This is a genomic window from Soonwooa sp. T0.1_25 (assembly GCF_057652215.1).
The window spans coordinates 1-20,385 of the sequence record NZ_JBYFBZ010000014.1 but is presented as its reverse complement, the minus strand read 5'-3'; the positions used below and the strand labels follow the sequence as shown (position 1 = coordinate 20,385).

21 protein-coding genes are annotated in these 20,385 nt (G+C 34.2%); 12 read left to right on the top strand and 9 right to left on the bottom strand.

Features of this window, described 5'->3' with window-relative positions:
• Positions 1–76: 76 nt before the first annotated feature.
• The 5 genes from AC23MB_RS12905 to AC23MB_RS12885 all read left to right on the top strand — a co-directional run bounded on the left by AC23MB_RS12905 (position 77) and on the right by AC23MB_RS12885 (position 3,820).
• Complete coding sequence (locus AC23MB_RS12905) at positions 77–886, top strand: M48 family metalloprotease (RefSeq protein ID WP_313031125.1); 810 nt, start codon at positions 77–79, stop codon at positions 884–886.
• A 42-nt stretch (positions 887–928) separates the two neighbouring features.
• Entirely contained in the window at positions 929–1,477 is a 549-nt protein-coding gene (locus tag AC23MB_RS12900) for a hypothetical protein (protein WP_313031123.1), read from the top strand.
• 266 nt (positions 1,478–1,743) lie between these two features.
• Positions 1,744–2,331 carry a response regulator transcription factor gene (locus AC23MB_RS12895; protein WP_313031119.1) on the top strand — a complete coding sequence of 196 codons (588 nt, stop codon included), beginning with the start codon at positions 1,744–1,746 and terminating at the stop codon, positions 2,329–2,331.
• Between the two features lie 232 nt (positions 2,332–2,563).
• Positions 2,564–2,860, top strand: coding sequence for a hypothetical protein (locus AC23MB_RS12890; RefSeq protein WP_313031116.1), 297 nt, complete (start codon positions 2,564–2,566; stop codon positions 2,858–2,860).
• Positions 2,861–3,016: 156 nt separating this feature from the next.
• The gene (locus AC23MB_RS12885) at positions 3,017–3,820 is read left to right on the top strand and encodes a sensor histidine kinase (RefSeq protein ID WP_374331089.1); all 804 of its coding nucleotides are present in this window, start codon (positions 3,017–3,019) and stop codon (positions 3,818–3,820) included.
• 41 nt (positions 3,821–3,861) lie between these two features.
• On the opposite strand, the gene AC23MB_RS12880 is transcribed toward AC23MB_RS12885, so the two are convergent.
• The 3 genes from AC23MB_RS12880 to AC23MB_RS12870 form a co-directional block, all read right to left on the bottom strand.
• Positions 3,862–4,128 (bottom strand): hypothetical protein, encoded by a 267-nt coding sequence (locus tag AC23MB_RS12880; protein ID WP_487787473.1) that lies wholly within the window; start codon positions 4,126–4,128, stop codon positions 3,862–3,864.
• Between the two features lie 85 nt (positions 4,129–4,213).
• Positions 4,214–4,396, bottom strand: coding sequence for a hypothetical protein (locus AC23MB_RS12875; protein ID WP_313031108.1), 183 nt, complete (start codon positions 4,394–4,396; stop codon positions 4,214–4,216).
• A gap of 27 nt (positions 4,397–4,423) precedes the next feature.
• Positions 4,424–4,564 carry a hypothetical protein gene (locus AC23MB_RS12870; RefSeq protein ID WP_487787472.1) on the bottom strand — a complete coding sequence of 47 codons (141 nt, stop codon included), beginning with the start codon at positions 4,562–4,564 and terminating at the stop codon, positions 4,424–4,426.
• Positions 4,565–4,924: 360 nt separating this feature from the next.
• Between AC23MB_RS12870 and AC23MB_RS12865 the strand changes: the two genes are divergently transcribed.
• On the top strand, positions 4,925–6,373 hold the full coding sequence (locus tag AC23MB_RS12865; protein ID WP_487787471.1) for a M28 family peptidase: 1,449 nt from the start codon (positions 4,925–4,927) through the stop codon (positions 6,371–6,373).
• A gap of 18 nt (positions 6,374–6,391) precedes the next feature.
• On the opposite strand, the gene AC23MB_RS12860 is transcribed toward AC23MB_RS12865, so the two are convergent.
• The 4 genes from AC23MB_RS12860 to AC23MB_RS12845 form a co-directional block, all read right to left on the bottom strand.
• Positions 6,392–6,724: a 2Fe-2S iron-sulfur cluster-binding protein gene (locus AC23MB_RS12860; protein ID WP_079666188.1), complete on the bottom strand. Its 333-nt coding sequence runs from the start codon at positions 6,722–6,724 to the stop codon at positions 6,392–6,394.
• Between the two features lie 286 nt (positions 6,725–7,010).
• Positions 7,011–8,063: an NAD(P)/FAD-dependent oxidoreductase gene (locus tag AC23MB_RS12855; RefSeq protein WP_313031095.1), complete on the bottom strand. Its 1,053-nt coding sequence runs from the start codon at positions 8,061–8,063 to the stop codon at positions 7,011–7,013.
• A gap of 354 nt (positions 8,064–8,417) precedes the next feature.
• Positions 8,418–9,623, bottom strand: a complete 1,206-nt coding sequence (locus tag AC23MB_RS12850) for an RsmB/NOP family class I SAM-dependent RNA methyltransferase (protein WP_487787470.1) — start codon at positions 9,621–9,623, stop codon at positions 8,418–8,420.
• A gap of 92 nt (positions 9,624–9,715) precedes the next feature.
• Positions 9,716–10,525 (bottom strand): HNH endonuclease, encoded by an 810-nt coding sequence (locus tag AC23MB_RS12845; protein ID WP_313031092.1) that lies wholly within the window; start codon positions 10,523–10,525, stop codon positions 9,716–9,718.
• A 314-nt stretch (positions 10,526–10,839) separates the two neighbouring features.
• Between AC23MB_RS12845 and AC23MB_RS12840 the strand changes: the two genes are divergently transcribed.
• From AC23MB_RS12840 to AC23MB_RS12815, 6 genes are all read left to right on the top strand, one after another.
• The gene (locus AC23MB_RS12840) at positions 10,840–11,436 is read left to right on the top strand and encodes a TetR family transcriptional regulator (protein WP_409508167.1); all 597 of its coding nucleotides are present in this window, start codon (positions 10,840–10,842) and stop codon (positions 11,434–11,436) included.
• A 22-nt stretch (positions 11,437–11,458) separates the two neighbouring features.
• A complete protein-coding gene (locus tag AC23MB_RS12835) occupies positions 11,459–12,805 on the top strand; it encodes a TolC family protein (RefSeq protein WP_487787469.1) in 1,347 nt (448 codons plus the stop codon).
• A gap of 19 nt (positions 12,806–12,824) precedes the next feature.
• On the top strand, positions 12,825–13,886 hold the full coding sequence (locus AC23MB_RS12830; RefSeq protein ID WP_487787468.1) for an efflux RND transporter periplasmic adaptor subunit: 1,062 nt from the start codon (positions 12,825–12,827) through the stop codon (positions 13,884–13,886).
• A gap of 8 nt (positions 13,887–13,894) precedes the next feature.
• The gene (locus AC23MB_RS12825) at positions 13,895–17,080 is read left to right on the top strand and encodes an efflux RND transporter permease subunit (protein WP_487787467.1); all 3,186 of its coding nucleotides are present in this window, start codon (positions 13,895–13,897) and stop codon (positions 17,078–17,080) included.
• A 185-nt stretch (positions 17,081–17,265) separates the two neighbouring features.
• The gene (locus AC23MB_RS12820) at positions 17,266–17,550 is read left to right on the top strand and encodes a hypothetical protein (protein WP_313031080.1); all 285 of its coding nucleotides are present in this window, start codon (positions 17,266–17,268) and stop codon (positions 17,548–17,550) included.
• An 11-nt stretch (positions 17,551–17,561) separates the two neighbouring features.
• Positions 17,562–18,569 carry a hypothetical protein gene (locus tag AC23MB_RS12815; RefSeq protein ID WP_313031077.1) on the top strand — a complete coding sequence of 336 codons (1,008 nt, stop codon included), beginning with the start codon at positions 17,562–17,564 and terminating at the stop codon, positions 18,567–18,569.
• A gap of 230 nt (positions 18,570–18,799) precedes the next feature.
• Here AC23MB_RS12815 and AC23MB_RS12810 read toward each other — a convergent pair whose 3' ends face one another.
• Together AC23MB_RS12810 and AC23MB_RS12805 are read right to left on the bottom strand one after the other, a co-directional pair.
• A complete protein-coding gene (locus AC23MB_RS12810) occupies positions 18,800–19,570 on the bottom strand; it encodes a GEVED domain-containing protein (RefSeq protein WP_487787466.1) in 771 nt (256 codons plus the stop codon).
• A 359-nt stretch (positions 19,571–19,929) separates the two neighbouring features.
• On the bottom strand, positions 19,930–20,238 hold the full coding sequence (locus tag AC23MB_RS12805) for a hypothetical protein (protein WP_313031072.1): 309 nt from the start codon (positions 20,236–20,238) through the stop codon (positions 19,930–19,932).
• Between the last annotated feature and the right edge of the window lie 147 nt (positions 20,239–20,385).

Genomic DNA, 20,385 nt, shown 5'->3' with positions numbered 1-20,385 from the left:
AACTGATGTACCAAAAAAGATTTTCCTGCCAAATGAAGTTAATGCTAGTGTATTTTATAACTCCAGCTTTTGGAGCATGATTGAACCAGTCAAAAAAAACCTTAACATTGGACTGGGATTGTTCAACGCCACAACAGCACAAGAACTGAAAGCTATTCTTGCTCACGAATTTGGTCATTTTTCGCAAAAATCCATGAAAGTAGGAAGATTCGTTTATAATGTTAACCAAATTATCTTTTACCACGTTAACGAAGATGAAGCGTTTGAAAATCACATAAGAAGCTTTACACAGTCAAGTGGTTATTTTTCATTTTTGGGTGGATTGGCGGGCTTTTTTATCGGCATTATAGAGAAAATTTTAAGATCGATGTATTCGGTTGTAAACCTAAAATACATGGCTTTATCTCTAGAAACGGAATTCCATGCGGATGAAGTTGCTGCAAAGGTCGCTGGCTCCGAAGCTTTGTCCGAATCTTTACTAAGACTAGATCTTGCAAATTCTGCATATTCTTCAGTCAGTGATGTTTATAATCAAAAATTTGACGAAGCTAAAGTCAGTCAAAACTTATATACCGAACAAAGCTTTGTCATGAATTTTTTAGCGAAAGACAGTCAATTAAATTACAAATACAATCTACCCTTAGTAACACAAGAGGACGCGTCTTTATTTAATAAATCAAAATTGGTGCTTAGCAATCAATGGGCATCACATCCATCCACAAAAGACCGAATTGCACGTCTCAACAAATTCAATATTATTAAAGATAAAACAACGAAAGCGCATGGATTTATTTTACAAATAAGGAAGAGGTTCAAATTAGAAAGCGACATTAATACTATAAATGCAATTGCAGAAGGACAAACAGACATTAACACTTTTGACTAAGACGGCACAAAACATACAGAAAAACAAGCTTCCAAATTAGTTATGACTCTCGAGTCTGAAGTGGAAAGGATTAAAAATTTAATTTCTATAAATGATAAAAATATCCTCGCATACTTATACGGAATCCGTTCTTTGAACAAACAATTTGAAGAAAAGTTCCAGGGTCAATATGATGGGGATCAACAATGTGATGATCGTACACAACTTTCACTCAACCTTAATGATGCTTTAGCCTTCGTCAGCGTAAGAACAAATGATGATACTATTAAAAAGAATTTTGAAAACATAAAAAAGCAAGAAAAAGAACTTAAGGAGCGCACAAAATTAATTGTGAATAATCCGCTTTACGACGACCAAATTCTTCCTTTGACACGAAAAGATTTGGAATATTTTGTAAATAATGAATTAATCTACTTCCGTACAGGAGAATATTTTACCTATAACCTTAATATGTTATTTTTGGCAATTAACGAGAATGCAAGATTACTAAGTAGGACTTATTTTCTTTACAAAAGAGATTTATTAAAATATTTCGAAAGATTACAAGTTTCAAAAAACAAAAACGAAGAAGAAAAATCTGAATACATTTAACAAATAAAAATGAATTTTTAAAAAACTCGTCAACATTAGAATAACAATATAATTTTATGAAAAATGAATTGGTAATTTTAATAAATTTCTATCAAATTTTCAAAATTTACAAAAATTTATTCACCAATATTCTTAACTTTATATAACCAATATATACCCCAAATTCGGTATTGGAAATTATCGCTCAATTATTAATCTTTATATAACTAATAACCATGAAAATCCAAGTTGCTATTGTCGAGGACGATAAAAACTAGAACAACACATTGAAAAAGGTTATCGACTATAATAACCAAATGAATTGCGTTGGGCAATTTTTTTCTGGCAAAGCAGCTTTGGATAGTTTGGCAGATCTAGATCCAGACATTGTATTAATGGATTTGCAACTCTATGATTCTTGGGGTACGAACGTTATTCGCACTATCAAAATCAAAAACTCCAGAATACAGTTCATTATTTGCACCAATCACGAAGACGATGATAAAGTTTTTGATGCATTGCGTAGCGCTGCTGTTGGTTATCTCGTAAAAGGTGAAAGTCTTGAAAAGATTATACAAGCCATCATTACAGCAAAAAATGGCGGTAGTCCAATGAGTAATAACATTGCAAAAAAAGTATTATGTCATTTTCAAAATCAAGAACAAGACTTCCAAATGGTAGAAGAACTCACTACAACTGAAAAGTATATATTACAAGGTCTAGCAGAAGGTTTGCAATATAAAGAAATCGCCGCTAATAAAGGCGTATCGACAGAAACTGTAAAAAAACACGTTGGAAGTATCTACAGAAAGTTAAATGTTAACAATAAAGTGGAAGCTCTTAATAAACTGAATCATAACAAATTCTTATTGTAGATTTATTAAAAAATCATAGATATTTCCTTATGCGTAGGAAAACAATAAATCATGGATAAAACATCTAATTCAGTTTATAAGATCTAAGTTTCATAGCTAGCTCATGCTAATACTGTACATTTATCTATTTGTTGTTTTCTTATGTTTTGTATCTTCTATCATCAATAGAAAGACAGAACAACATTTTTTGTGGCTTTATTTTGGAGTAGTTTTTATTAGCGAAATTCTGAATATGATTGAAATAATGCCTTATAGTCTGTATATTTTAACAATTCCGCTTTACAGTCTATTTTTCATTTACTACTTCAGCACAGAAGAAAAAAACAAAAAACTTAGCTGGATTTTAGCAATTATCAATATAATAATAAGTGCCATATTTTTCGGGACAGAAGCCAATTATCAAATTATACTAAGTGTTATTTTGTGCGTTACCTACACGTTCTTAAGTTTACGATGGTTTTTCTTACAACTTAAAAATACAGATCTACCACCTATTTATAAAAAACAAAAATTTTTGGGTAGCAACTAGCGTATTATTCTTTACTATTGTATTTATTTTTAGAATTGTACCTACTAATCTGCTTAATGTCGTTGATATTGATTTTTTACGATTAATCGCTAAAAGTTTTCAAGTAGCGCTCTTATTTTCATATCTTTTGTTTTCAAAAGCTGCGACTTGTAAAATATGATTCTGACTGTCGCATACGAAGTAAAATTAACGTTTGCATTCGCTGTTGCGCTTTTGCTACTTTTTTTGGGCTTCATTATTTTTGTGATTTTACTTTATAAGAAAAACCAAATCAACCATATCAAGGAAAGCCAAATTAAAGATATTGAGCATAAAAATATTCTCCTACAAAAGGAAATAGAAAAACATAAATCTTTACAATCCGAGCGAGAAAGGATTTCTCACGATATGCATGATGATATTGGCGCAGGACTTTCCGCCATAAAACTGCAATCGGAAATACTGAAACATAACATCGATAACAAAAGCATTAGTAAATCCGAAATTGAGGAGCTTATAAGAATTTCTGAAGAGATTAATCTGTCGATGCGTGAGATTTTGTGGTCACTCAACTCCTCCAACGACAATGTTAGAAAAATGCTGGATTACTGTAAAAACTACGTCGAAAGTTATTTATCTAAAACAAAAATTCAATTTACGCAGCAACAAGATATCGAGAATCCTGACACAATCGTTAGCGCAGAGTTACGTCGAAATGTATTGTTAATCATCAAAGAAGCTTGTCACAATATTGTAAAACACAGCCAAGCAACACGCGTTATTTTTGATGCTGTTGAAGGTCAAAATTTCATTCGTATTTCCATCCAAGACAATGGTATCGGGATACAACAAGCACGTGTTGATGGTTATGGACTAACCACCATGAAGTCTAGAGCCGAAAGTGTTGGCGGTACTTTTAATATCTGTAAAGAATCAGAAGGAACAAAAATTAACATTTCGTTTAACCTTAATAAAGATTAAAAAAGACTTTAGAAATTTCTAAAGTCTTTTTATTTAAAATTTTAAAATGTGGCTGGAGGCGCTGTATCATTATTAAGTTTTTTGTCAATTTGGTTCTTCTTACCTTTCGGAAAATCATAACTTAGACCAATGACAAACATCGACTTGTTATTCATTATTTCTGTTTTAGCAGTATAATTTACAAGACTTTCGGACAAACTTTTTATCAGATAAGGAGACGGCATTCCTAAGCAATAAAAACCAGACGAAAATGTCCAATTATGTTTGTAACTTGTAAAGAAGTGACTTTTATTTTCGTTGGTAGACAAAAAAGCATCGCTTAAAGTATAGACAGGAAAATTGAAATTATACTGGAATGAAAAATTTTCGGAAATAACTTTTCAACTTACACAGTTAGTGAGATACTACCGTATAACTCGCAGAAGCAGAAGCGTCAACAAAGCGTGTCGTTACCGCTGAACTAACATCAGCTCCAAAAACATAACCAGTCTCAGGGTTTCTGGTAATTACATTGACAACTTGATCTGCTCTAGTTGCCCAATGCGTTGGTGGATTATCATAATATTCGACACGCACAACATTTTCTGGACCTATCGACCGCTTTTACAACTCGGTAGCTTCTACACCGTTAATGAGCATTAAGGTAGTTCCACCTTTAGTACTAGCGACACTTTTCGTAATAGGACCATATTGTAATTCGGGAAGCGTTTTTAATAAATCGTTTGCATAGCGCGCTTTCTTCAAAGCTTCTTCATCAAAGCTATACACCGACTTGTCAATAAATTGTTTTTTTTGCGTTGCGCTTTAACTAAAACCTCTTGTATTTCTGCAGATTGCTATATAGTATCTTGAGTGACTTGTTGCTCTTGTGCAAAGAAAAATCCAGATAAAATGATAAATGGAAATGTAAAAATTCTGTTCATGTTTCAACCTTATAAAAGAAAGATAATTCAAAATCAAAAAATGTTACATCGAAATAAAATTTAATAACAATTAGAAACAAAAATCTATTTCAAAACCAATCAAAATTTAAAAATATTATATAAAATTCAATTTATTTTTACTAAACCTTTATCTTTACAAGACCTAACTTAAAAATAACTTATGAAAAAACAATTACCACTTTTAGCAGCGGTATTCCTTTACGGCGCTTTATTCGGTCAAGATAATCAAAGCTTCCATGCGACAATGGATGGCAAAAGCGCCCAAGCTTTACAAGAACTTTTCCCGAAAGAAGTTTCGATTTTAAAAACGATTGACAATCAATCTGCCGTACTTTTAACTGTAGAGGCAGCGCATCATTTACACAAAAACATCCTTACGCACGGTCCTGGATTCGTTTATCAGAACAATGCTGAAACAGCTCTAGATGTTTTAAATAAAAAAGTTAACAAATCCTCTCAGCTTCTCAATTTGACAATTACTGAAAATGATTGGGTTAATCACAGTATCGGAAAAGTAAATGCTGACAATATCAAAAATCACATTTCGACATTAGAAGCTTATGGCACACGTCGACACGACAATGCGAAAGGAAAACAAGCTGCACTGGATCTGAAAGCAAAATGGGAAACCATGATTGCAGCAGCTGGTCGTACAGACATTAGTGTTGTACTTTTTAACCACACTGCAACGCCGATGCCTTCTGTGATTTTAAAGATAAATGGTAATACAACTCCCAACGAGTCTGTGATTATTGGAGGTCATCTAGATTCTATTTCGTTTTCTGGGCAAGCACCTGGTGCAGATGACAACGCCTCAGGAATTGCGAGTATTACAGAAATGCTTCGTGTACTTTTGGACATCAAATTTAAGCCTCAAAAAAGTATCGAAATGATGGCTTTTTCTGCTGAAGAAGTGGGATTGGTTGGGTCCAATGATGTGGCAACTAGCTATGCAAATAACAATAAAAATGTGGTAGCATATGTTCAGTTTGACATGACAAATTATAAAGGATCGAGTAAAGATGTGTATTTAACCACAGATTCTTACAACAGCAACGACCTTAATTTATTCTTAATAGAACTCATGGAACATTATAATAAAACGGGTTCTAATGCCTTCACTTACGGCAATACAATCTGTAATTACGGTTGCTCGGATCACTTTAGTTGGGCACAAAATGGCTATAACGCCGCCTTCCCTTTTGAAGCCAGTTTTAACGACTCTAATCCGTACATCCACAGCTCTAACGACAAATTATCCATTAGCGGAAATAATGCAAATCACGCCGCAAAGTTTGCAAAACTGGGTCTAGAATTTGTTATCGAAGCAGCAAAATCGAGTCAAGCATTTTTAGCCGTTCAAGACCAAAATATTAATAAAAATGATTTGAAAATTGCTGTCGAACATAAAGTTTTAAAACTTTTAAATATCGATTTTAAAAATGTGAAAACTTTGAAAATTATGGATGCTTCTGGACGTATTGTAAAAAAAGTAGTGAACCCAAATTCTAATTCAATTTCTTTAGAAAGTCTGAAAGAATCTTACTATTTGTGCATCATCGAAAACAACGACGGAACAATTAAGAGTACTAAATTTATTAATCAATAGAAATAAAAAAGCCCTGCATTAACTTTCCGGGGCTAACTCTATAACAAGTCCTTCTAGATCATCTGTTGCAGGAATCTGGCAACTTAGTCGACTGTTTGGCTTTACATTATAAGCTTCATCCAACATAGCTTCCTCATCGACTTGCATCTCTGGCAAAGCCACATTCTCGCTAATAACATAACATTGGCAAGAAGCGCACATCGCTAGACCACCGCAAATACCAATGGTACCTTCTGGCACCAATTCGTAAGCACGAATCACCTCCATAAGACTCATGGCCATATCTGTTGGCGCGGCAACATCATGAGAAACACCGTCCCTATCTATAATGGTAATATTAACATCTGACATTTTAAAATCTTTTCTACAAAGTTAATAAATATTAGGTTTAAAGGAAATCTAATAATGCTTTAAAAATACCTAGAACTAGGTATTTTTTTTATGAAAATAAGCCTTTACATTTGACACAGATAGATGATAAGAAATAAAGCGTTTTATAAATGTTTTCTCAACCGAATTACTAAAGCCATGTTTATTTTCTCATACCAAACTAACTACACTAATTTTATCATTTATCTATTACAAAAAAAGCCTAAGTCTAGTCAACTTAGGCTTTTGATTTTGTATTTAAATCTGATTAATCAATTGATTTTACAACTGCTTTTTCAGCTTCTTTTCTTGTACCATCAAATCCATCAATACCAGAAACCGTTGTATATTTAAGAACGAATTTCTTACCTGGATTAAGTCTGTTATAAACACTTTGACACATCAAAGTAGCCTCATGGAAACCACAAAGAATCAACTTCAACTTCCCTGGATATGTGTTAACATCACCAATCGCGTAGATGCCATCGATATTGGTTTGATAATCTAAAGCATTATTAACTTTAATGGCATTTTTCTCAATATCTAATCCCCAATCGCCTAATGGACCAAGTTTTGGCGTCAATCCGAACAAAGGAATTAAATAATCGGTTTCGATGATTTCTTTTTCTTCGCCTTTTGTAACTTCGATTGCAGTAAGTTTCTCCTCTCCTATCAAGCCAGTTACTTCGGCAGGCGTAATCAGATTGATTTTGCCAGCTTTCTTAAGCGCAGCCACTTTCTCAACTGAGTCTAAAGCACCACGAAATTCATTTCTTCTATGGATTAAGGTTACATCCGATGCAACATCCGCCAAGAAAATCGACCAGTCCAAAGCTGAATCTCCACCACCCGCAATTACAATTTTTTTGTCGCGGAACATTTCTGGATTTCTCACAAAATACTCAACACCGTTTTCTTCAAATTTTTCAAGATTTTCTAATTCGGGTTTACGAGGATCAAAACTTCCCAATCCACCAGCAATTGCAATAGCTTTTCCTTTAATTTTGGTACCACGACTTGTGGTTACGATAAAATCTCCTTCCTCAGTTTTCTCATAGCTCATTGCTTTTTCTGAAAGAGAAAATTGAGGTTCGAATTGTTTGATTTGTTCCATCAAATTATCAACTAAAACGCCAGCGTCAACACTTGGAAAACCAGGAATATCGAAAATCGGTTTTTTGGGATACAACTCCGACAACTGTCCGCCGGGTTGGGGCAACGCATCGATAAGATGACATCTCAATTTTAATAATCCCGCTTCGAATACTGCAAATAATCCTGTTGGACCTGCGCCTATAATAATGATATCTGTTTCGAACATAATCTGATAATTTTAGTTGTACAAAGTTAAGCATAATGATTTATTTCTTAATCTTCTAAGATTATGATTTTACTTAGTGTTTTCAAATAAAAGGAATATAAAATCTTAATTAAAAAAATGCTATTTTTAATTATTTTGTAAAAAGAATTTCGAATATCCGGTTAAAGTCACATATTAAAAAATGGTGGTTTATAAAAAACAGATTATTGATTGCTGAAAGGAAATTGGCTTATCAAAAGTGGTACTGATTAGACTATTTTAAAATCCAAGTTTACTAAATTTTCTAAAAACAAAATGGGCGACTTTCTTTGGAAGTCGCCCATTTTTATTCATAGTAATCAATCCAAAAAAAGATTAATTATCTCTCTTTATCAAAGCCATATAGAATCCGTCATAACCTTGGCTAGGCATAATTTTTTCTTCTTTCACCAAAGAATAATTAGGATTGTTAGTTAAGAATTTTTCGACTTGAAGGTTGTTTTCTGACGGCAAAATTGAACAAGTTGCATAGATCATTTGACCTCCTTTTTTAATAATTTTGGAGTAATCTTGAAGAATTTGCTCTTGCTCTTTTTTAATTCTATCAATAAAATCCTGATCGATTTTCCATTTAGAATCAGGATTACGTTTCAAGACACCAAGCCCAGAACAAGGAGCATCAATCAACAGTCGATCCGCTGTATTGTGAAGACGTTTAATAACTTTAGAATCCGAGATAAAACGCGCCTCGATATTATGAGCGCCAGCACGTTTTGCACGACGTTTTAATTCTGCTAATTTCCATTCAAAAATATCTAATGCGATAATTTGACCTTTGTTCTTCATCAAAGCGGCTAAGTGCAATGTCTTTCCACCTGCGCCAGCACAAGCATCAACAACGCGCATGCCTTCTTTCGGATCCAAGAGTTGTCCAACGGTTTGAGAAGACGCATCCTGAACTTCGAACAATCCATCTTTGAAAGCCGATGTCAAAAACACATTTTTCTTTTCCTCCAACTGCACAGCATCTGGATAACCATGTATTGTAAAAGCAGGCACACCTTCATCTTGAAGATCCGCAACCAATTCTTTCGGCGAGGTTTTCAAAGTATTGGTTCTAAGAACCGTGGGTGCTTGCTCGTTAAGCGCTAACATTTCTTTCTCCCATTTTGGACCTAACTCTTTTTCCATAGTCTCTGCTAACCAATCGGGGATCGAATATTCAATGGCTTTTGTTGGGATATAACCTTTTTTAAGTTTATTAAGAATATCGGCAGTTTTAACACCATCAAATTCTTCAAACTTTTTATAATGCGTTTTACTCCAAAGTAAATACGCCAAAATTAATTTGTAAACATTATTTGGTTTCACACCTTCGCCCATATAATATTCTAGTCGTTTTTTCCAACGGATAATATTGTAAAAAATCTCCGAAACAACTTGTCGGTCTTGACTTCCCCATTTTCTATTGGCTTTCAAAAGTCTTTCGATAACTTTATCAGCATATTTTTTATCTTGAAAAAAGGTCTCTTGCAAAGCGTCGTGGATGCCTATGAGAAGATTGCGATGTATTAATTCCATAAAGTAAAACTTCTTATAATATAGAAGACAGCAAATTTACGAAAAATAAAAAAGTTCAGAAATTAATTCTGAACTTCGGATAATACTTCTCGTCATTCTTTTTCTTCTTTGCTAAAAGTTAATTTGACATCACCCCAATTTTCACCAGTTTTAATGCGATGTATTTGCATGTCAGAGACACCAAATCGACGCGCTAACCTTGCCATTGGTTCGCCTTTATCTAGTTTTCTTTTAATAAAAACGACATCACTATAAGATAATTTTGCGTGATCTCTTTTAGGTTTTTCGCGGCGTTCAAGCTTTAGATTATGTTTAATCCATTTTGGACTTTTAAGACCATGTTCGACAACTTCATCTTTGGTTGCCCAAGCTAGATTCTCCACACGATTATCTTGTTTATCATAGTTAAGATGAATGACAAATTGTTTTTCAATCGGATTATCATTTTCGATAAATAATTCTGCAATTGCTTTATGAACTAAAACTTGATAATAAACCGAACGCTTTTTATTAATCTTGGCTCGTTCTTTAGAAAGTCTTTTTAATAATTTTTCTACTAGTTCTTTTCGCGGTTGGAGATAACGTTCAATCTTACGACTTTCTTCATAAGTTGTGGTTTTCTTTCGTAGGATTACATTTTTTTCTTTAATTATTGAACGTAACTCATCAATCTCTTTTTGCAATTCTTGTAAAAGATTTGAAGAAGCTTCATCCATCTCACCTAATCTTTTGAATCTAACAATTGGATAACCACCTTGTAATCCACCGTTTATCAATCGACCTTCGGGACAATTAACACTATAAGATTTTATTTCTCCAAAATTAGAAAATTCGAGACGTGTTTTATCGTTTTGGGAACCAATAATTGAATATTCTTTCCAAATTACATTATTTCTATTCACATTACTACATTTTTAACAAAATTAGAAATTATTTAAAACTTAATCCTCATTTGGGATATAAAAACATGATTATTAACATATTTTATAAGTCAAATCATAAAGTGGCACAATTATTAATATTACTGAAATCGAATAAGTTAGGTCTTAAAAACTAATTATCAAGCATTAACAAATATAACGTTTTAGGTATTGGTGAACAACAGCCCTCAATTATTCGTTTTCAATTGTTAATTTTTTGTTAATTGATTGTTGACATTTTTGTTAAATATAAAAATTTAATAATTTTGTCAAACTTTTTTGTTAAACATAATTAAATGAGTCAAGAAATTAAAAAAGACGATACAGAAGCACTTATCCGCAAGACCGCAAAGAAGCTGTTTTTCGGGGAAGGCAAATTCAATGCGACAACGCAGGAGATTGCTGATGCTGCAGGCGTTAACCGTACTTTGATTAATTACTATTTCAGATCAAGAGATAATCTTTTCAATTCAGTTTTTGAAGAAGCTTTACTAAAAGAAAAAGAAAAATCGGAAGCAATTATTAACTCTAACGCAAGTTTTCGTGACAAGTTGGGTCATTTTATTGATGATTCGATTTCAAAGGCAATGCAATATCCTTATTTAGAAATATACATCGTTACACAAATGAATCAAGGTTGCGTGTATCACAAGACCGAAAATTTTGACGAAAATATAGCTAAAATGGCAACCGAAATTGAAGAAGAAATCTCAAAAGGAAACATCAACCCTATTAGTACACAACAATTTATTTTGAATTTAGCTTCTCTAGTTTCTTTCCCAACGTGTATGCGTCCGTTGTTAAAAGAAACGATGAAAATTTCTGATAAAGAATTTGATCAACTTTTATCAGAAAGACGCGAAGTGATCCTGAGTACTATTTTTAAAAATTAAGATAACGTAGAATTTATATATTATGAAACATTACACTAATTACAAAGCGAAAGCCATATTATCTGGCGCGCTATTAGTGTTCGGTATGTTTTCTGGTATTGCCCAAGAGTCGGTTTCCTTATCGGAAGCCATTCAGAAAGCTTTACAAAACAAAGCCGAAGCCAAGAAAGCTGCTTTGCAAGTGCAAAAAGCAGAGTACAAAATCGACGAAGCGAGAGCGGGCGCACTTCCACAAGTGAAAGTTGGCGGAAACCTCACCTACAACCCAGTCATCCAACAGTCTGTTTTACAGATGGGCGACCAAACTTTGGTTGTTAAAATGGGACAACCCTGGACTTCCAACATCGCAGCAACTGTTAACCAAGCGCTGTTTGACCAAAAAGTTTTTATTGGTCTAAAAGCAGCAAAATCAACTAGAGAATTTTATGTTCTTAATGCCCAGTTGACGAATGAGCAGATTATTGCCAATGTGGCTACCGCATACTACAACGTCTTTATTCAAGAAGAAAATCTTAGAACTCTAGAAGCCAGCTACAACAACACAGAAAAGGTACGAAACATTATAAAAAGTCTTGTTGATAATGGTCTGGCAAAACAGATCGACCTGGACAGAACCAATGTACAGTTAACCAACATCGCTTCTAACAAGCAAAGAGTAATTAATGGCGTTGAATTATCAAAAAACGCACTTAAATTCTACATGGGAGTTCCTATGGAAACCGCTATTGTTTTAGAAGAAAAATCAATTGAGCCAAAGCCAGAACTTATAGAAACATTAGCCAATATGGATAATCGTTCTGAAGTTAAAGTTTTGGAAAAACAAAAAGAGTTATTACAATATAATAAAAAAGCGACACAAGCGGCACTTTACCCAACGGTAGGACTACAAGGTCAATATGGTTGGTATGGTATGGGAACAAAATTTCCATTGACCAATGGTACATCAAACGGTGTTAACTGGAGCGACTTTGCATCTGTTGGGCTTAATGTCAACATCCCCATCTTCACAGGTGGAGCTACGAAAGCCAGAATACAGCAAGCTGAAATCGACATTCAGGATGTAGAACAGGATATCGAAAATACCAAACAAAGTTTAAATCTAGATTACAAAAACTCTGTTACTAATATCGAAAATGCTTTAATCAACCTTAATAGCATGAAAGATAATGTGGACTTAGCTGAGAAAGTTCAGAAAAATACACAGTCTAATTACCAATATGGTTTAGCAAACCTAACCGAGCTTTTGGACTCAGAAAATGCCTTAACACAAGCAAAACAAAACTATGCTAATGCATTGCTAGATTACAAACAAGCCGAAATCCAGTTAATAAAAGCTAAAGGAGAACTTAATACTTTAACACAACCATAATAAATAAACGATTCAGAAAATGAAAAAAACTTTAATATATGTAATCGTTGCTGCAATTCTTTTAGGATTGTTCGTTTACAAAATTACATCCAACAAAGAAGAACAGACCGCAAAAGTAGCAGAAGTAGCGAAGCAAGTAGATAAAATTAACGTTAATGTTATCACAGCTACAAGATCAAATATCGATACAGATTATTCTGCGAATGGTACTTTCATCCCAAAGGCTGAAACCAATCTTTCTTCAGAAATTGCAGGTCGTGTTATTAGCGTTCTTGTAAAAGAAGGTTCTCGTGTTAATGCAGGACAAGTTGTTGCAACCATCAAAAAAGATGCTATTGAAGTAGATATGACACAAGCTCAAAACAACCTTCAAAACGCAATTATCGATAACCAACGTTACGAAAATGCTTTCAAAACTGGAGGTGTTACAAAACAACAAGTGGATAACTCAAGACTACAACTAAAAAATGCGCAAGCAGCAGTTCGTGCACAAGGTGTAAGAGTTAACAACGCAACTGTACGTGCAGGTATCAGCGGAACGATTAACAAAAGATTAATCGAGCCAGGCGCTGTTGTATCTCCAGGTACGCCAATGTTCGAAATTGTAAATATTAATACGGTTAAACTTTCGGTATTAGTAGACGAAAGCCAAGTTGGAAGAATCCAATTAGGTCAAGTTGTTAAAATCAATGTTAACGTACTTCCTGAAGACTCTTTTGCTGGTAAAATTACTTTTATCGCTCCTAAAGCTGACGCATCTCTTAACTTCCCAGTTGAGATCGAAGTTGCCAACAATGGTCAATTGAAAGCAGGTATGTACGCAACTGCTATCTTTAAAACTAATCATGGTGCCGAAACTCAAAATATGTTAACTGTACCTGCAGACGCTTTTGTTAATGGTGTTAGCTCTGGTCAATTATTTATCGTGGACAACGGAGCTGCGAAAATGATCAAAGTAACAACAGGAAAAGTTTATGGTGATAAAGTCCAAATTTTAGCTGGATTAAACGGTGGAGAACAAGTGATTACCAGCGGACAAATCAACCTTACCGATGGTTCAAAAGTCAATATTGTAAAGTAAGTTAAAACATGAAGTTAGCAGAAATATCGATTAAAAGACCAACCTTAGTCATTGTACTATTTACATTGCTAACGTTGGGCGGATTGCTGAGTTATTCCATGATGGGATACGAGCTAATCCCAAAATTTGAAACCAATATGGTAACCATTTCTACGATCTATCCAGGTGCTTCACCAAGTGAGGTGGAGACATCGGTTACTCGTAAAATAGAAGATGCCGTTGGTTCCTTAGAAAACGTAAAAAAAGTAGAAGCTTCATCTTATGAAAGTCTTTCGGTTATTATGGTCCAATTGAATCCAGGTGCCGATGTGGATTTTGCATTAAATGATGCTCAACGTAAAGTTAACGCCATCATATCCGACCTTCCTGATGATGCGAAAGCACCGTCTCTTAACAAGTTCTCTTTAGATGACTTACCAATTATGACGTTAAGTATCGGAAGTGATAAACTTAATAATAAAGAGCTCTTTGACTTACTGGATAAAAAAATTGAACCTACTTTCTCCCGTGTAAATGGTGTGGCGCAAATCGATCTTGTTGGTGGACAAGAAAGAGAAATCCAAGTAAATATTGATGAGAAAAAATTGCAAGGTTATGGACTTTCTATTGGGCAAGTTCAACAAGCGATTTTATCATCAAACCTTGACTTCCCTACAGGTAGTGTTAAGACTAGAACTTCAAAATCTACAATTAGATTAGCTGGTAAATACAGGTCAATCGAAGATATGAGAAACTTGGTTGTATCTAACAATGGTGCACAGGTTAGATTATCTGACATTGCAACGGTATTTGATACAACACAAGATGTTGAAAAATTAGCAAGATACAATCAGCTTCCTACGATTTTAATTCAGGTTAAAAAACAATCGGATGCTAACGCCGTTGCGGTTTCTGAAAGTATCCAGAAAACAATGCTTGATGTTGAGAAAAACTACGCGGCTCAAGGTATTAAACTTAACATCGTTAACGACTCAACAGAGTTTACGTTAGCAGCTGCGGACCACGTAATCTTCGATTTATTCTTGGCGATTATCTTGGTTGCGGTGGTAATGTTATTGTTCTTACACAGTATCCGTAATGCGGTTATCGTAATGGTGGCAATCCCAATGTCATTGATTGCGGCTTTCATTGGTATGAATTTGATGGGTTATACTCTTAACTTGATGAGTTTATTAGGACTTTCATTGGTTGTTGGTATCTTGGTGGATGACGCGATTGTGGTTTTGGAAAACATCTATCGTCACATGGAGATGGGTAAATCTAAAATCCGTGCGGCTTATGATGGGGCTTCCGAAATTGGATTTACCGTAACTGCGATTACGTTGGTAATTGTGGTGGTATTCTTACCAATTGCAATGAGTACAGGTCTAGTAGCAAACATCCTAGCACAGTTCTGTGTCACGGTAGTTATTGCAACTTTGTTATCATTGTTGGCCTCATTTACGATTATCCCTTGGTTATCATCAAGATTCGGAAAATTAGAACATTTAACAGGTAAAAACTTATTTGAAAAGTTCATCCTTTGGTTCGAAAAACAATTAGATAATTTCACACATTGGATTACTGATATTCTAGAATGGTGTCTTAAAACAACTTTACGAAGAATCACAACTGTTATTGTAACATTTTTAGTATTTATAGCTTCCTTCAGCTTAGTTGGACTTGGATTTATCGGTGGAGAATTCTTCCCTAAATTAGATAAAGGTGAATTCTTAGTTCAAATGGAATTACCAAAAGATGCGTCTGTTGAGAAAACTAACCAAGTTACTCTAGATGTTGAAAAATTCTTGAGACAATATCCAGAAGTTGTTAATATGATTACAACTGTTGGTCAACAGTCCGGCGGTATGGGTGCAGCTCAGTCAACAGCTTATCAATCTGAGATTCAGGTTATTTTAACTGATAAAGCAGAAAGAAGCGAAAGTACAGATATTTTGTCTGCAAAAATTAAAAGACAATTAGAAGAAAAATTCACTGGTGTTGAGTTTAAAACTGCACCAATCGGTATTATGGGTGCGGAAAGAGCGCCTATCGAAATGGTAGTAACTGCACCAGATGTACAGACTGCAACTAAAGAAGCAGAACGTATTTTAGCCTTGTTGAAAAAAGTGCCAGGTGCTATCGGTTCAGAATTGTCAACCGATACAGGTAACCCAGAAATCCGTGTTAACATCGACCGTGATAAAATGGCGGCTTTAGGACTAAATCTTTCTAGCGTTGGTCAAGCGATGCAGACAGCCTTCAACGGTAATACAGATGGTAAATTCCGTGCTGGTGAATACGAATATGATATCAACATTAGATTTGCTGACAACAGTAGAAAATCTATTGACGATGTTAAAAACTTAATCTTCACCAACAATAAAGGCGAGCAAATTAGATTAAGTCAGTTTGCAAATGTTGAGATGAGTTCTGGGCCGAGTTTGTTACAACGTCGTGATAAATCACCAGCTGTTAAAGTTCAGTCTAAAGTAGTTGGTCGTCCTTCGGGAGACGTTGCAAACGAATGGGCAGCAATGTTCATGAACAATGAAAAAACAAAACCTGCAGGTGTAGATTACATCTGGGGTGGAGATATGGAAAACCAGTCAGAAGGTTTCGGTACTTTAGGTATCGCTTTATTAGCCGCTATTATTTTGGTTTACCTAGTAATGGTATCGCTTTATGACAGTTTTGTTTATCCGTTTGTGGTATTATTCTCAATTCCGTTGGCGTTGATTGGGGTAATGGTGATTCTTGCATTAACAGGAAATTCATTAAACATCTTTACCATGTTAGGTATGATTATGTTGATTGGTCTAGTTGCGAAAAACGCGATTATGATTGTCGACTTTGCTAACATGAGAAAAGCAGCTGGGGCTAATACTCACGATGCTTTGATACAAGCCAACCACGCACGTCTTCGTCCGATCTTGATGACGACAATTGCGATGATCTTTGGTATGATCCCAATTGCATTGGCAAAAGGTGCAGGTGCTGAGATGAACAACGGTCTTGCTTGGGTAATTATCGGTGGTTTGACATCATCATTATTCTTGACTTTGATTATCGTACCTGTTGTATATTCTTTATTTGATTCGATGTTGAGAAGATTCGGAAAAGACGAAACTATCGACTACGAAGCGGAAATGAAAGCAGATTACGAACATAGAGAACTTAGTGAAGACGGCTTCACACCTAAGCATATCGATTAATTTATTAATCAATTATTTTAACCTGAGATCCCATTGGCTTTTGACAGTGGGATTTTTTTTATTTAAGAAACAGTTTTACTTAATATTAAAAATTTTAACAAAAAATATTAAAAACAGAACTTTAATATTCTCTATATTAGAATCAATAATATCAATCAAAGACAAATTTCGCCAACCAACGCATCATGAAAGACAATCCTTTTATAACAATATTTTTGCTCATTTGTATAGAGATTGGCGCATTGTATTATCTCGATTATATTGATTCTTCTTTTCTAAAAAAAGATGGTGCTTTTGTTTTAATGGTTTTAACTATTCCCGTGATTTCGATTGGACTTTCAGCAAAATTAGACAATAATCGGTACCAAAAGAATTTTAAAAGATTCAATATATTTTTAATAATAGTTGCGGTTACCGCTTTTTTCATATTAAGTTATTTAAATGCTTTAGGTCACGCCTATCAACATTAATATTTTGGAATATGACAACATCTAAACTCGATTTTTTCAACATATTTTTAGCGATAGCATTAGGTTTTATTGTAATACTTAATCTCATTGTTCGTTACAAAAACAAAGAGCAAGACAAACTCACTTGGGAAGCAGAAATCCTTAGTAGCAATGCCGCCTCTTCAAAAGATGATGTCAATGCAATTAAAATTATTGATGCCTCATTTTTTAACCGTTTTGACAAATCCCAAAAAAATCTCAATTACGATTCAAAAAAAAAGGCTGGCGAGATTGTTAATACTGTTGATAGTGTTAAAATTAAATTTTCAACCTATGATAAGGATTTATTACCCGACTCACTTAGCCTAAGATTCTTTTCTGGAAATGAACGTAAATTTTATCGAATTGCCACCAAATTGCCCTACGAAAAGATTAGAAAATTAGTCCTAAGAAATAAACAAAGTCCTACTTTCTTCCTTGAAATTCAAAATAAAGGAAAAGTTTTACTTAAACTAAATCAAGCTAAGAACGACCAACTAAATTATGCAACAGTAGCTTCCTTTAATGCTAAAGAAACAAGTGGTACCATTGAAGAATTGGTTAATAAAGAATCACTTGATGGTCATTATAACGATTATGAAGATATTACAAAAATATCCGACTTTGGAGAACTTATAAGCAATAAATATTGGTGGCGAGCACAGATCGAAAAAGCAAATCCTGAAGATAGTATCACCAGTTTCTATGCGATTTCTCATGCAGAATATGCCATAACTGATCTGCAAAACGACAGGAAAATAGAACTTCGTACTATTCCCAAAAATTTTTATATCAGTTGGAAAAACGATAAAAATTATTCCGTTACATTTGGATTAAACTCACAACAAATTTTGGACGCCTTCCGAAAATTAAATAAAATTAATACCTCTTATCCAATCACAATTAAGTTTAGGATTGATAAAAACGATTTTACACGTTGCGAAATTTCTCGTGGCGACACATCTATCGAATTAAAAGATTTATTTCCACATAAGCCTTAGGGCTTATTTTACTTTTAAAATTTAAACTAAAAAAAAACGACTTCTTTCAAAGTCGGCCTCCTACAATAAACAAAACTCAAATGAGTTATTCTTTAATAACTTTCGTTGTTGTTGACGTACCGTTATTTAATTTAACTGTAACTAGATAAACTCCTTTTTTTTAAGATCATCCAATTTCAATTCTGAAGCTGGCGCTAAAGTCTTAACTGTTCTTCCAGATATATCTGTAATTATGATAGACGCAACATTTTTAGCATCAGAAATTTTAAGAACGTCAGAGAAAGATTTGGATATACAATTGCAAACGTTTTATTAGCTTCGTTAGTCGCTAAATCGTTAATAACTGTTAGCGTATAATACTCCGTTTGACCGTAGGTCATATCTAAACAAGGACTTAGCTCATCACCTGTTTCCGTTGCAGAAGCATTAAAGTTATACTTAACACGCATTCTTGTATCACCTAACTTAGCGGTTGCCGGAATTGCAATATTTTTGTTAACAGTAACTGTCGCACCAGAACCTCCTGCAAAATCTGAAGTTTTAAAATAAGCTTTACCAGCATCCAAGAAAGATCCATTTTGATTCCAGGCTATGTATACCGTATATCCAAATCTATTAGCTCCTTCTCCTGTTCCAATTAAAGTAATTGGGTAAGTAGTCCATTTTTTAACTTTTGCTTGTGTATCTAGGAAAAATTTGTGATCTTCATCTACATTAATGCTAGCATTTGAAGAATTGTTGATACCTGCAAAATTAACAATTGTAATAGGATAAGTCGCTTCTTCGATTAGTGGACCAAAATATGCTGCCACTTGATTAGCTCCTGTTGTAAAATACATAACCTCACAACTTGGTGTTGAGCCAACATTATTAACAGAAATAAGCTGCGCATAGATCTTAGTATCAGCTAGTAATGTCTTCTTTTCACCTACGTTGAAATAGTTGGTATTAACAGATTCTGATAAAATATCGTCATCACCTGGCGTAGTTCCTAAACTCAACAAATAAGCAAAAGCACCTTGAGAAGCTGGCCAAGATAAAGTTGGACGTAGAGAAACATTTGTTGCGCCATTTGCTGGTACATCGACGTTAGTACATATTGGTGGTACGGTTGTGTTTTGAATAATATCAAAACTGTCGAAGAAGTTTGATGCCTTATATTGCGCGCCTGATGTTGCAACAGTTCTTACTCTTAGTTTAAGCTATTCTGTACATTAGTCAAAGCAGGAATCACACCAGCCACTTCTGTACAAGCGTCGCCATCAGGGTTAAGATTTTTAGTGGTAAAATTAGTGTAAGTTACACCATTGTCAATACTATAAACTAAGCTAACAACACCACCTCTTGCAGCAGTAGTATCTTAAGGGCTTTTAATCGTAATCAATGATATCGATAAGGTAATATTATCACCATTAGATGTTACATTTGCTGGTTTGGTATAGATAAGATCCATAGTTTTGGAGCTAGTATTAGCACTACCATCCAAGAAACCTCCAACAGCCTTTATCCCATCACACGATGTCGGCGACAAAGTATAAACATTTGGGTTAATACCCCCTGATAAATTGTAAGCCGGACTAATAGTTCCTTCAAAACTTTCTACCAATATTACTTGTGGTTGCGAAAAATAAGAAGCATCCAAGAAACAACTTAGTAAAATTTTCTTCATTTTGATACATTTAGTTAATTAATATAAAACTAAAAAAAACATCTAGATTATGTAAGTCTCCCCAAAAACTGGACATTTTATAACCCTAAAGTTATTAGCAAAAAACAATTAATTTTAGGTTATGAGAACGAGCAAATTTACAGACAG

Excerpts from the sequence above, each read along its gene's own strand:
- AC23MB_RS12865 (WP_487787471.1), top strand. The coding sequence starts at position 4,925 with ATGAAAAAACAATTACCACTTTTAGCAGCGGTATTCCTTTACGGCGCT.
- AC23MB_RS12850 (WP_487787470.1), bottom strand. The coding sequence starts at position 9,623 with ATGGAATTAATACATCGCAATCTTCTCATAGGCATCCACGACGCTTTG.
- AC23MB_RS12815 (WP_313031077.1), top strand. The coding sequence starts at position 17,562 with ATGACAACATCTAAACTCGATTTTTTCAACATATTTTTAGCGATAGCA.
- AC23MB_RS12840 (WP_409508167.1), top strand. The coding sequence starts at position 10,840 with ATGAGTCAAGAAATTAAAAAAGACGATACAGAAGCACTTATCCGCAAG.
- AC23MB_RS12900 (WP_313031123.1), top strand. The coding sequence starts at position 929 with ATGACTCTCGAGTCTGAAGTGGAAAGGATTAAAAATTTAATTTCTATA.
- AC23MB_RS12890 (WP_313031116.1), top strand. The coding sequence starts at position 2,564 with ATGATTGAAATAATGCCTTATAGTCTGTATATTTTAACAATTCCGCTT.
- AC23MB_RS12820 (WP_313031080.1), top strand. The coding sequence starts at position 17,266 with ATGAAAGACAATCCTTTTATAACAATATTTTTGCTCATTTGTATAGAG.
- AC23MB_RS12905 (WP_313031125.1), top strand. The coding sequence starts at position 77 with ATGATTGAACCAGTCAAAAAAAACCTTAACATTGGACTGGGATTGTTC.
- AC23MB_RS12860 (WP_079666188.1), bottom strand. The coding sequence starts at position 6,724 with ATGTCAGATGTTAATATTACCATTATAGATAGGGACGGTGTTTCTCAT.
- AC23MB_RS12825 (WP_487787467.1), top strand. The coding sequence starts at position 13,895 with ATGAAGTTAGCAGAAATATCGATTAAAAGACCAACCTTAGTCATTGTA.
- AC23MB_RS12855 (WP_313031095.1), bottom strand. The coding sequence starts at position 8,063 with ATGTTCGAAACAGATATCATTATTATAGGCGCAGGTCCAACAGGATTA.
- AC23MB_RS12885 (WP_374331089.1), top strand. The coding sequence starts at position 3,017 with ATGATTCTGACTGTCGCATACGAAGTAAAATTAACGTTTGCATTCGCT.
- AC23MB_RS12835 (WP_487787469.1), top strand. The coding sequence starts at position 11,459 with ATGAAACATTACACTAATTACAAAGCGAAAGCCATATTATCTGGCGCG.
- AC23MB_RS12830 (WP_487787468.1), top strand. The coding sequence starts at position 12,825 with ATGAAAAAAACTTTAATATATGTAATCGTTGCTGCAATTCTTTTAGGA.
- AC23MB_RS12805 (WP_313031072.1), bottom strand. The coding sequence starts at position 20,238 with ATGAAGAAAATTTTACTAAGTTGTTTCTTGGATGCTTCTTATTTTTCG.